Origin of the sequence: Elongatibacter sediminis, from assembly GCF_037892215.1 — a bacterium.
GTDB classification, from domain to species: Bacteria; Pseudomonadota; Gammaproteobacteria; order Xanthomonadales; family SZUA-36; genus Elongatibacter; species Elongatibacter sediminis.
Map to the genome: position 1 here is coordinate 360,461 of NZ_JAZHOG010000001.1, position 13,151 is coordinate 373,611.

The window sequence follows — 13,151 nt, forward strand, 5'->3', positions numbered from 1 at the left end:
CGCATCGGGCGGCATTCAATGGTACCGTTCCCGCCCGCAAAAATCCCGGTCGCGCAAAGAAAGCCGTACGTTTCACGCACGTCACGGAATGGAGGCCAGCCGGTGTCCGCGAAAGATTCGCAACGATTGCCGGGTCAATTAGGCGATTCACAAATTCGCCCGGGAGAGATATGAAAGCATCAGATCTCATGGTTCGTTGTTTGGAAGCCGAAGGAATTGAATACATTTTCGGTGTTCCGGGCGAAGAAAACGCCGACTTCATGTTGTCTCTGGAGAAATCGGATTCCATTCAATTCGTTCTAACCCGTCATGAACAGGGAGCGGCGTTCATGACGGAGATTCACGGACGGCTGACCGGCAATCCGGCCGGCTGTCTGGGCACCCTGGGGCCGGGTGCCACCAACCTGATCACCGGCGTCGCGAACTCCAACATGGACCGCGCGCCGATGCTGGTGTTGACCGGCCAGGGTTCCACGCAACGCCTGCACAAGGAATCGCACCAGATCATGGACGTGGTGGGCATGTTCGAACCGGTCACGAAATGGGCCACCACCGTTTACCATCCGGAAACCCTGCCCGAAATCGTGCGCAAGGCCGTTCGGCTGGCGCGCACGGAGAAGCCCGGAGCCGTTCACATCGAGTTGCCCGAAGATGTGGCGAAGATTCCTGTCGACGCGCAGCCCCTGGACCCGCGCCGCTTTCGCCGCGCGGTGCCGGACGACAAAGTGGTCGATCGGGCGTTCGACATGATACGCAAGGCCCGGCGCCCGGTGATCATCGCCGGAAACGGCACCATTCGGCGTCGTGCTTCCAAACAGCTCAGACTCTTCTGCGAAGCCACCGGGATTGGCGTGCTGAGCACCTTCATGGCCAAGGGCGCGGTGGACATGGATTCGGACACCTGCCTGTACACCATCGGGCTGGGCTCCAAGGATCTGCCGACACTGGCCATCGACGAGGCAGACCTGGTCATTACACTGGGTTTCGACATGGTCGAATACCACCCCCAATTGTGGAACCCCGACCGCGACAAGACCATCATTCATGCGGATTTCCTGCCAGCGGAGATCGATGCCCACTACCACCCCCAGGTGGAACTGGTCGGCGATCTGGCCCATACCCTGTGGATGCTCAATGCCCGCGTGGAAGCGTCGAAGCTGCCGGCTTTTGATCTCGAGTCACAGAAAAATCTGCGGCAGCGCATGAGCGAGGAACTCGAAGCGCATGCCGGTGACGACGGAGAGGGTCCCATCCGTCCCCAGAAGATGCTGTGGGACGTACGCCAGATCATGGGTCCGGACGACATCCTGCTTTCCGACGTCGGCGCGCACAAGATGTGGATCGCCCGTCACTACCACTGCCACGAGCCCAACACCTGCCTGATCCCCAACGGTTTCTGTTCCATGGGCTTCGCCCTGCCCGGCGCCATTGCAGCCAGCCTCGTCCATCCGGAACGCCGCATCCTCGGCATCGCCGGAGATGGCGGCTTCCTGATGAACGTCCAGGAAATGGAGACTGCGCGGCGGCTCGACAGCAATCTCGTGATGCTGGTCTGGGTCGATGGCGGTTACGGGCTGATCGAATGGAAGCAGGAAGGTGAATTCGGCCGTCATACACAACTGTCGTTCGGCAATCCGGACTGGCTGAAACTGGCCGAATCCTTCGGCTGGATCGGCCATGCGGTGGACAACGCGGCCGATTTCCGGCCGGTGCTGGAAGCCGCATTCGATGAACCCGGCCCGAGCCTGGTCGTGGCGCCGGTGGACTACCGTGAGAACATGCTGCTGACGCGCCGCCTGGGCGAGATCATTCAGCCGGGCATGGCGGGCGGATGAACGGCCACACGCCGCTCGAGGTCGTTTCCCCCTATACCGGCGCGGTCATTGGCACCGTGGCCCGGTCCGGCGCGGCCGAGGTGGAGCAGGCGCTCACCGAATCCTTCGCCATTTTCCGTAACCGGGACCGTTGGCTGCCAGTGCATCAGCGGGTCGACGTGTTGACCCGGCTCGCCGGCCTGATGGAAGACCGGCTGGAAGAGCTCGCCCGTCTCGCCGCATCGGAAGGCGGCAAGCCCCTGATCGACTCCCGCGTCGAGGCGGCACGCGCCGCGGACGGCGTACGCCTGGCGGTGGAGACCATCCGCAGCGAGGCCGGACATACGATCCCCATCGCCGGCACGGCCGCCGGAGCGAAGCGCCTTGCCTTCACGCAGAAGGAGCCCGTGGGCGTGGTGGTCGCCGTCAGCGCCTTCAACCATCCCCTGAACCTCATCGTCCACCAGGTTGCCGCCGCCGTCGCGGCTGGCTGCTCGGTCATCGTCAAACCCGCCGAGGACACGCCCCTGTCCGCATTCCGGTTCGTCGAACTCATGGCCCAGGCGGGGTTGCCCGAAGGCTGGTGCCGATTTCTGATACCCACCGATCTCGAACTGGCGGAAGCACTGGTGACCGATTCGCGGGTTGGCTTTTTCAGCTTCATCGGCAGCGCGAAAATCGGCTGGATGCTGCGTTCACGCCTGGCCCCGGGTACGCGCTGCGCCCTGGAGCATGGCGGCGCTGCGCCGCTGATCGTTGCCGGCGATGCCGACCTCGACCTCGCCGTCCCTGCCATCCTGAAAGGCGGTTTCTATCACGCCGGCCAGGTCTGCGTGTCGGTGCAGCGCGTCTTTGCCCATCACTCGATTGCCGAAGAACTTGCGAATCGGCTGGCCGCGGGCGCGAGTGAACTGACGGTCGGTGATCCGCTCGATGAGCGCACCGACGTGGGACCGCTGATTCGGCCCGCGGAACTCGAGCGGGTCAGTATTTGGGTGGACGACGCGACCCAGGCCGGCGCCCGGCGTGTGTCGGGCGGAGAGGACCTGGGGCACAACTGCTACGCACCGACCGTGCTGGTCGATCCGCCCGCCGATGCCCGGGTATCGCGCGAGGAAATATTTGGCCCGGTGGTGTGCGTGTATCCGTTCGATGATCTCGATCACGCCATCGAACGGGCCAACGACCTGCCGGTCGCATTCCAGGCCGCGGTCTTCACCCGGAGTGTGGACACCGCGCTCCGTGTGTATCGACGCATCGACGCCAGCGCGGTCATGGTCAACGACCACACGGCATTCCGGGTAGACGGCATGCCGTTTGCCGGACTGCGCCAGTCGGGCTACGGCGTCGGCGGCATTCCCTACACCATCGAAGACATGCAGATCGAGAAGATGGCGGTGATTCACTCCCCTGAGCTCTGAGCCCGTTCCATCGCTACCGGGAGCGTCACGGCCACCACGAACCTGAGGACAAATACCATGGCTGAAGTCGGATCCTTACTGCTGACAATGCTCGAAGTGCTTGCGGCATTGTTCATTTTCGCGCTGGGGCTGGCGGCCGCATCCGTGCTGGTGATGTACATCGTCGACCGATCGCAGACCCAGTCCACCATCCGGCGCAACTACCCGGTCGTCGGCCGCGCGCGTTACTTCTTCGAACACCTGGGCGAGTTCTTCCGGCAATACTTTTTTGCCATGGACCGCGAGGAAATGCCCTTCAACCGCGCACAGCGGTCCTGGGCTTATCGAGCGGCGAAGAACGTCGACAACACGGTCGCGTTCGGCTCCACCCGTGATCTTCGACCCGAGGGCACGGTGATGTTCGTCAACTGTGCCTTCCCGACACTGGACGAGGACGCCGTACCGCCGTCGCCGGTCAAGTACGGTCCGTATTGCGAAACTCCTTACACGACCGCGTCGTTCTTCAACATTTCCGGCATGAGCTTCGGCGCGATTTCCACACCCGCGGTATGCGCGCTGTCGCGCGGAGCGCAGGCCTCCGGCATCTGGATGAATACCGGAGAGGGCGGACTGTCGCCCTATCACCTCGAGGGCGGCTGCGACGTCGTGTTCCAGATCGGCACGGCCAAGTACGGCGTGCGCGACGCGAACGGGCAACTGGATGACGATCGACTGCGCGAAATCGCAGCGCACGAAAACGTCCGCATGTTCGAACTGAAGCTCAGCCAGGGCGCGAAGCCAGGCAAAGGCGGCATACTGCCGGGCGCGAAGGTGACCGAAGAGATCGCCGGAATTCGCGGAATACCGGTGGGCGAGGATTCGATCAGTCCCAACCGGCACCCGGAAATCGACAGCGTCGAAGACCTGCTCGACATGATCGCGCATGTCCGCCGCGTGACCGGCAAACCCACCGGGTTCAAAGCGGTCATCGGCGCTTACGGCTGGCTGGAAAACCTGTTCGCCGAGATCAACCGGCGCGGCATCGAATCGGCGCCGGACTTCATCGTCGTGGACAGCGGCGACGGCGGCACCGGTGCGGCACCGATGCCGTTAATGGACGACGTGGGCCTGCCCATCAAGGAAAGCCTGCCCCTGGTGAGCGACCTGCTGATCCGTCATCGCCTGGACGACCGTATCCGGCTCGGGTGTTCCGGCAAGCGCATCAATCCAACCGAGGTGGCCTGGGCACTGTGCATCGGGGCCGATTTCGTGGTCTCGGCTCGCGGCTTCATGTTCGCGCTGGGATGCATCCAGGCGCTGCAGTGCAACAGGAACACCTGCCCGACCGGCATCACCACCCACAATCGAAAACTGCAGCACGGGCTGGATCCGGCGGACAAGTCCGTACGAGTCGCAAACTATGCCCGAAACATGGTGAAGGAAGTGGGTGTCATCGCGCATTCCTGTGGCGTACCGGAACCCCGCCTGTTGCGCCGCTACCACGCGCGAGTGGTCTGCAAAGACGGCTTCACCCAGGCTCTGGACGACCTCTATCCCCTGCCGGAACCCACAATCGTCGCCACCGGCACCTAGATCGCCGCGACGGCACCCGCCAGGGTGCCGGTTGCTCCTTCCCCCGAAAGCTGCAAAGCTGATCCACGGGCTGACCATCCGACAGCAGGGGGATTCAAGGCGCATGAGCAACCAGGCGGATCGAACACCCGGCGCCCGTTCGCTGCACTCGTTTACCATTGCCACAGCGGGTTCGGCAGGTATTGCGGACACCCTGTCCAACACCTTCGCCCTGTTGCACGATCTCGGACGCGCGTGCGGCCTCGAATATGTGCACACCCCACTGAATTTCGCCCGTTCGGTCACCCACTCGCAACTGCGGGCGCAACGCTGGCTGGCCGTTCAGGCGTATCTGCATTGCGGAACCCTGAGGCCCTTTCAATCACGACTGAGAACCGCCCACCGGCACCGGCCAGCCGCCACACCGAAGACCGCGTGTCCCATCAATACCTTTCTCGGACTGAACGACTTCGCTCCTTCGATCGACGATCCGGCCTTGCCCCGGCGCCGCGCGGTCGACGTTGACATAGCCGACCTGTTTCGCGCGAGTCGCCCGCGCTCACTGAGCGACTTTCGACGCGCCCTGTACGAGCGTGCCGACATCGGCGATACACCCGTGCCGTTGTGAATGCCTGCCTATTGGCGTAGCGAGCAATATCAGCTCAATCCCACTCTCCCATCGCGTAGAGCTGGAACATCTCTTTGATAATTGGAGCACGTCCGGGATCATGCGGCTTGTGATCCATACTACCTGTATTGAGGTATCCGATTAGAGCACGATACGTACAGTTTCCTTTCCGCCTACTGTTTCGCGTGCTGATCGTTACTTTCTCACTGGTGACTCGTGAGTGGTGTTCAGCGAACATTTCGTCAATATCCATATGCAGTTCTCCAAGACCACTCCTGTCATAGTTTGCGTACACAAACCGAACATCTAGGCCTTTTCGCATCAATTTACGAATAACAGTGTCATCACCTTTGTTTCAGCTGATACGATCCCAGCAAAGGCAAACAATGCCTTAAAATAGCCACGGCTTACATATTGGAGAAGTTATTTAAACTTTGGTCGGTCTATACGGTATTGGACCGTACCATCATCGGAGATTAATAGATCGTCGCCCTCTTTGAAGCCAGAGTGCTTCTCGGAAATGATGCCGTCAGTACAAAACCCCTTAAGGGTTATCGGCTCTATTGGAGCAGTTCACGCTTAGCAAAACGGGGGTTTCTTTTCTTTGATAGCCGATGTTGAATTGAAGCTTGGATCGTCCCACGACGTGATACGCATATCGGTCAAAAGTCGTTGGTCCATCAAACAAATCGGGGACAACTGTCAGGCGGTGACGTTGTGAACGCTTGCCTTGCAACGTGCCAATCAGCCTGCCGTCTGCACCTGGATTTATTTCGCGCACAATTTCTTGCAAGTCTCGCGATGTTGACATTACTACTTTCACTGAAAACCGTAATTGTTCCTGCAATTTCGGCGGGGAATACAGCACAGCCAATCGAGCATTTCTGGACCACTTCAGCACTTTCGAATGTCGACCACATATACTGACAAAGGCGACTAATCATTCCTTGGCAAATACGAATACGGACATGTCGAGAATGCGATCGGCGCACCGCGAGCGAATCGACTACTGTCCTGTAATTCACCAACACGAACCCATGCACTCCATGAGGACTACCCACTGAGTGCAAGCACCAAGATTTCCATCACTATTTGACGTGAATCATGGGTTACTCATACTTTACTGGTTTTTCCATACTTACACTTGTTCATCCTAATGAACTATTAGTTACTAGATTCGATTCTGCGACTGCTCGTTAGTTGACAATAACGCCCGTACGAGTAGAAGATTATTATTACCAATTGGGGACTGATGGATTATTCCGTCTCGATGGGAAGGGACTCTAGCCCTGTTAATTTATCGGCTTTCAGTAATATGGCTGAAGGCGATAATCGCGCCATTGCAGACAAATAAATGATTAAAGTTCAAAATTCGTCCACCATCCATTTCCTGGTGACGATTGGACTGCTGGTTTCTGCAACTAAGACTGCTGCACAGGACCCATGCAATGTCTCGATGTCGTCTATTCCGACAACTATCGAACTGGGTGACTCAGTTAACTTCAGCGTCTTTGCTGAGAATTGCGGTGCTTCCACATCGAACGATGCTGGAATAAACATATCGTTTCCACAACTAAATCAGTCTGGTGACCTTTCAAGGGTCTCCTATAATTCGAGCAATCTCCCGTCGGAAGCCAAGTGTGATGCTGGCAGCACTTTATGCCTGTTTTTGCGGCCAGGGACTGGTGGTCAGTTGCCCACTACACTTTATGTAGCCTACGAAAGGTACACAAGCAGTTGGGGTGCAGGTTCCAGCCGAAACATCAACCTCTCCGTAACGCCACGGTCTCTCGGTACTTTCACGATTCAATATCGTGCTTACATGAATTCGCCTTCGGGATATTTGGGTGAGCCAACCAACGGAAGCCAAGATCAACAAAATTGGTGGGTGATGCAGAAATCCTTAACTGTTGTGCAACCAAAACCGGATTTGATTGCAACGATAGATGCAAAACTTGAGCCTTGGGAGTGGGGGGAATCGGTAGGTTTTGATCTGGAAGTCTCGAACATAGGTAGCGGTACTGCGGGATCTTCGACAGCACACCTAGTATTGTCGAACGACAATACGATTGGCGATGGTGATGACATCCTGATCGATTCATTTAGTGTCGCTGCAGGCAGTTGGGCGTTGTCATATCCGCATACTTTGCCAACTAGTGCCCCTGCGGGTTTTCCGGAGAATGGAGATGTCTATTTTGGGCTAATCGCTGATGCAACCGACACTGTCGATGAAGAAAACGAGGGAAACAATACTGACTCCGACAGGGTGACGATGAGCACTCCTGTCGAAGATCCGGACTTGACGGCTTTTTTGCAGACGGTAGGAAGTGAGTGGAACTGGGGTGAAAACGTTGGTTTCAGTGTTGAAATATTCAATGGTGGCGGGCCGGCCGGCGCATCCACAGCCCGCCTTGTCATGTCAAATGACTCAACTATCGGCGATGCAGATGACTATTTCCTGCATTCATTTAATGTTCCTGCGGGCACATTGGCGATTTCTCATCCTGAACTCTTACCCGCCACTCCACCAGCTGGATTCCCGGAAAACGGAACAGTCTGGTTTGGCTTAATCGCAGATTTCAATGACAACTTGGTCGAATCCAATGAAGGGAACAACACCAATTTTGACGTGGTGACAATGAGCGCAAGAATTGTTGAAAATGGAACGACTGTAATTACTCACGGTTACCAACTAACAGGTTCATTCCCAGGTTGGGTTGAAGACATGGCTGACGCAATTGTGGCTCGAGCTGGGGCGGGCTCCATTTGGATGTATATCAAGAACTCCAACGAATTTGTGCTGCAGTCGGAATTTGGTGGTGGTGGTGGTGAAACTGTTCTTCTTTTCGATTGGGCGGATGAGAGCAACAACGACTGGTGGGGTTTCTCTGAAGCAGCAGGTGATTCGTTGTTTACTGCGCTCATATCTGGCGCGGCAGACGGAGACTTTTCCCTCGACAACTTGCACTTTATCGGTCACAGCCGCGGAGTCGTCGTAAATAGTGAGGCTGCTGAGAGATTACTGCACTACGAATTCGTGACGCAGATTGATCAATTTACAGCACTTGATCCGCACTGGGATGGTGTTGGGGCAATCGCCGAAGACGATGATGTGAACCAATATACCTATCCTAGTCGCCCAGTGGTTGGATGGCTTGGAACGGATTTTGTCGACAATTATCACAGTGAAGATAATGAATGCGGTAATCTCGATGGTGCGCCCTTTGATGGAGCCTACAATTTTGATCTTTCCGGACGAGAGGTAGGCCACTCAGCTGTGCACGAGTGGTACAGAGCTACGATAGACCTCGATTGGTCAATCTCTGTCCCACTTTGCAATCCCGACACGTCGCTCTGGTACGATCAGCCTGAGCCCGGCTGCTTCGCAGAAGCCAGGTCCCGCAATGTCAGCGGTTACTACCATTCTAGAATTGGTTCAGGGCACACTGAGTTCTGTCCCCAAACTGAAAAGTTAGAGGTCAAGTTCAATCCTGAATTCGAGGGAATATTAAACGGCGATTTCGATAGAGGCCCCTGGGGTGCGTACACCATCGTTTATGGAGTTCCAGGTTGGGGCGCAAACGGAGGCGGTGGTGATGGCGATATTGAGAACGGTGCACTAAAACTCAGTGATAATGAAACCTACCTTGCCCACAATCCCTTATTCGTTCCAGAGACCGCGCAGTGGATTCAGTATCGCGCGCGTGTGAGTCACGAAGATTTGGACGACACCTTTGAGGCTAGGATAAATGGCGTCTCCATGCCTTGTGAAAACCTCTCGTTAGCATCCGAAACGGCCGAGTGGAAATACTGCCTGATTGACGCTACTGGTTACCAAGGGCAGATAATTCAGTTGGGGTTTTATCTAATTGAAGGTGGTGATTCGTTAGACGCAGTTGTGTGGGTTGATGATGTGCAGTTCTTCCTAGATCCAACCGAATCTGGTACCCCTCCAGATGCTCCAACAAACCTGGAAGCCGTAGCTTTGTCCGCAAGTTCAATTGAAGTCAATTGGCAAGATAATTCGATTGACGAGCACTCTTTCAAAATCGAACGCAGAATGGGCGCGGGACCTTGGGCAGAGATTCAGGTAACCGGACCCACTGTTGAAAGCTTTACCGATACGGGACTTGCGTCATCAACAGCCTATGAGTATCGCGCTCGTGCATCAAACGAAATTGGTGACTCTCCTTACAGCAACACTGACAGCGCAACTACTCAAGCGCCGCCGCCAATGCCTCCGAGCGCGCCCGACGGCTTGATCGCCTTTGCGGCTTCAAATACTCAGATTGGGCTATTTTGGTCCGACAATTCCGAAGATGAGGAAGGGTTCAAAATTGAACGAAAAGCAGCGGGTGGGGCATGGTCAGAAGTCGGTGTCAATTCTGCCAATGACAATACTTTTACAGATTCTGGCTTGCCCGACTCAAGTACTTTTGATTACCGAGTGCGAGCCTGGAACGGAATTGGTAATTCCGCCTACACCAACGAAGATTCGGCAACAACTGACGGACTTCCGTTGTCGGCACCGAACGCACCTTCTTCGCTCAACGCCATAGCCGTTTCAAGTAATCGAATTAATGTCACTTGGATAGATAATTCAAACAATGAAGTTTATTTCAAGTTGGAGCGTCGAGTCGGCGGCAGCAATTGGTTGCTCATTGCCACATTACCGGCGGATGAATATTCTTATGCTGACGAAGGGTTAACGTCTTCCACGACCTATGAATATCGGTTGCGGGCGTGGAATTCCGAAGGATATTCAGATCATAGCAATGTCGATTCAGCCACGACGCTTGCCCCCCCGCCATCACCTCCAAATGCCCCGTCCACCCTTAACGCAAGTGCTGCGTCAGCTAATGAGATTCTTCTGGACTGGGTGGACAATTCTGATAACGAGGACTTATTCAAGATAGAACGGCAATCAGGCGGTAATGGCTGGTCCCAACTTATCACTGTGCCTGCCAACGAAACTACCTACTTCGACGTAGGTTTGTCGTCCTCTACAACCTACGAGTACCGCATTCGTGCATGGAATCCAGCGGGTCATTCCGGATACAGTAACGAAGCTTCCGACACGACTGCTGATTCTCCGTCCACTCCAAAAATTCCTCGAGGAATTGACGCGTCTTTTGATGTCTATGCGGACAAAATTCAGATTACCTGGGATGACGTATCAGGCGAAGACTACTACGAGGTTTATCGGTGTACAGACACATCACTTGGGAGCTGTGGAGCCCCAATTTCCAGTTCAGCTGGAAATGTTACAACTCATGACGATTTCGGCGCAGAAATTGATGTGACCTATTACTACAGGGTCAAAGCTTGTCTCTCAGACACTACTTGCAGTGATTTGAGCGAATACGACGCAGGTCGGCGTAATTCAGTGTGCTTGCCTTTGACTCTGGAGCACACAGGATTGGGTTCTGATCCAGTAGCGACTCCAAGCGGTTCCACTGGTTGTGCGCCAAGCGGCTATCATGCCGGTGAACTTATTAATCTGACAGCTACGCCCAACAGCGGATGGGGTGTGGGAAGTTGGAACGGCACCAACAACGACGGAAGTACGTCGACCATTAATCAGATTACGATGCCGACAAGTGCACATACTGTATCGGTGCACTATGTTCAACACGGTACAGGTGAAGTCTTATTTAGCGATGGGTTTGAGTTTTTCGACTCAACGCCAGCAGCAACCGTCCAGTGGTTTACAACCGCTGAAGTATTGGATGACTCAATTGGTGATTACACCCTTACGCAAAATAACGCACTGAACACGGTTTACCCAGTATTGGTTGACGGACTCCACGTTGCTCGCTTCGATGGATCAGGCACTGATAATGGCTCGGTTAACAAATCCACCCCCCCAAATGGCGACAATCCTTACCTGTATCGCTCAGGGACGCTCTTGGGTGGCGATGACGGTACGGTTGCCTTCTGGATGAAAGTCACAGAGGACCGAAGTACGGGCTACGGCTTATTTTACGAACGCTCCACTAGCTGGGGCCACCTACAAGTTGCACGATGGTCTGGTGACTTAATGACCGTCAAATATGGAATTGATGACGTAAACACAGCACAGGCGACGGTGACAGGAGTGGATTCTTGGACCCACATTGCTGCAGTTCATGTAGATGACTCGCTTCGCTTTTACGTGAATGGAGAACTTGTTGCTTCAGGATCTGCCGGCTCACCGGGAAGTGCCTTCGCAACTGTAATAGGGTGTACACGAAATGGGAGCACATATTTCGTAGGAGATATGCATGACTACAGGGTCTGGGTGGGCACTGTCTTGACGGCTCAGCAAATTGAAGATGTTTACAATGAAAAGGCCTCTATCCTTCAGAACCAATAGAAGTCTAGAATGCCCCGGATATTATGTGCACTACCAAGCATCAAATCGAACCCGCCCATGAGTCTTGCGCCATTCAATGGCCATCTGTTCGTCCAAGGCATCCATACTTAGGTTCAATGCATTCGCAACAGCAACACGGTGCTTGCGATACAAAATCATCTGTCCATTCTCCCAGTTTCGCCAAATTGATGAATCAACACCGATCGCCCACGCGGCCTGTTTGATCGCCCAGCCCATTTCCCGCCGCTTAGCCAAGAGATGCTCTGGGAGTGTTCTGGGCTTCGGGTATGGATCATGACCTAGGAGTCGAAAAACTGCCGGCATGACCGCAAAAGGAGACTGTGTACGGCCCTTTTCCCAGTTAGAAAAAGTCCACGTGTTGACTTCAAGCAGATCCGCCACCTCACTTTGAAATAGCCCCATTTACAGTCTCTTTTTTCGAATGCGGTCTCCTACGGAGATCGGCTCAAAGTCGTATGGCTTTGGAATCAATGACTTAATTGAAACGCGAGTGTATTGTAAAAAGGCAACGCAACCCTGCTGCTGCGTCTCCATCCCGGACCCGGGTATCACCATGAAATCGGGCAGATTCGGCAAATGGTTGATCACGCGGACCCGGGCAGACGCGATGCGACCTTGCGTTTACTTTACGACCGCTACTGGGCGCATCGGGAACGATCCGGGCGGACGCCGCCATCGCCCGAGGGGATCCGGATCGTGCTGCACGTACGGCGCGGAGACCGTTCCATCGTCGAACTCCCCGACCGGAAACTCATACTCCACGGAAACCGGGTATACGAGGATGAAGTGGCGTATCAAAACGAAATCGTCAGACTCGAACCCGATTTCCGGCATACCCAAACACGGCACTACGTGAATGTGCTGCGGGAAATCACCGCGGCGCTCGGCACCGCGCCCGCTTCACTCACCGTGCTGTCAGACGGCCATGGACGAACGCTGTTCGCACTGATTGATGCCGTGGCCCGGGGCCTGGTTCAGATCAGCCGTTCCGAACGGCATCACCTGCGGCGTCTGGCAACGCAATGGCGAGACGAGATGCAATCGCTTCCATGGCAGGGTCCGGTGAACCGGATCATCGGAGAATCCGTTGCGGACACCTTGCGCAGTATCGATGCCCTGGCCACCGCGGATCTCGTCATTCACGACGCCGGTGGTTTCTCCCGCGTGGTGCATCGGCTTTACCGACACCGCTCCGACACCCTGATCCTGGACTCCAGGCACTTCAATGCCGCCAGCAGAAGCCATTTGCGGGAATGGATCGAGCGCCGACGAAACCAGGCGGCGCGAGCCGATTCCCGCACGGCCCCGCTCACTTCTGCGCCACGGTAAACGGCACTTCAATGATCGCGCCGGGCATCTGC

At 55.6% G+C, this 13,151-nt stretch carries 7 protein-coding genes; 6 read left to right on the top strand and 1 reads right to left on the bottom strand.

What is annotated here, in order from left to right:
• The first annotated feature begins 170 nt into the window (after positions 1-170).
• The 5 genes from V3330_RS01440 to V3330_RS01460 all read left to right on the top strand — a co-directional run bounded on the left by V3330_RS01440 (position 171) and on the right by V3330_RS01460 (position 11,769).
• Positions 171-1,835 (top strand): acetolactate synthase large subunit, encoded by a 1,665-nt coding sequence (locus V3330_RS01440; RefSeq protein WP_354693596.1) that lies wholly within the window; start codon positions 171-173, stop codon positions 1,833-1,835.
• On the top strand, positions 1,832-3,235 hold the full coding sequence (locus V3330_RS01445) for an aldehyde dehydrogenase family protein (RefSeq protein ID WP_354693597.1): 1,404 nt from the start codon (positions 1,832-1,834) through the stop codon (positions 3,233-3,235). Before V3330_RS01440 ends, V3330_RS01445 begins: the two co-directional genes overlap by 4 nt.
• A gap of 57 nt (positions 3,236-3,292) precedes the next feature.
• Positions 3,293-4,807, top strand: a complete 1,515-nt coding sequence (locus V3330_RS01450; RefSeq protein WP_354693598.1) for an FMN-binding glutamate synthase family protein — start codon at positions 3,293-3,295, stop codon at positions 4,805-4,807.
• Between the two features lie 103 nt (positions 4,808-4,910).
• Entirely contained in the window at positions 4,911-5,414 is a 504-nt protein-coding gene (locus tag V3330_RS01455; RefSeq protein WP_354693599.1) for a hypothetical protein, read from the top strand.
• Positions 5,415-6,768: 1,354 nt separating this feature from the next.
• Positions 6,769-11,769, top strand: a complete 5,001-nt coding sequence (locus V3330_RS01460) for a fibronectin type III domain-containing protein (protein WP_354693600.1) — start codon at positions 6,769-6,771, stop codon at positions 11,767-11,769.
• Between the two features lie 30 nt (positions 11,770-11,799).
• Here the strand turns inward: V3330_RS01460 and V3330_RS01465 are convergent, their stop codons facing one another.
• Positions 11,800-12,192 carry a helix-turn-helix transcriptional regulator gene (locus V3330_RS01465; RefSeq protein ID WP_354693601.1) on the bottom strand — a complete coding sequence of 131 codons (393 nt, stop codon included), beginning with the start codon at positions 12,190-12,192 and terminating at the stop codon, positions 11,800-11,802.
• 174 nt (positions 12,193-12,366) lie between these two features.
• Between V3330_RS01465 and V3330_RS01470 the strand changes: the two genes are divergently transcribed.
• Positions 12,367-13,119 carry a hypothetical protein gene (locus tag V3330_RS01470; RefSeq protein WP_354693602.1) on the top strand — a complete coding sequence of 251 codons (753 nt, stop codon included), beginning with the start codon at positions 12,367-12,369 and terminating at the stop codon, positions 13,117-13,119.
• Positions 13,120-13,151: the final 32 nt, after the last annotated feature.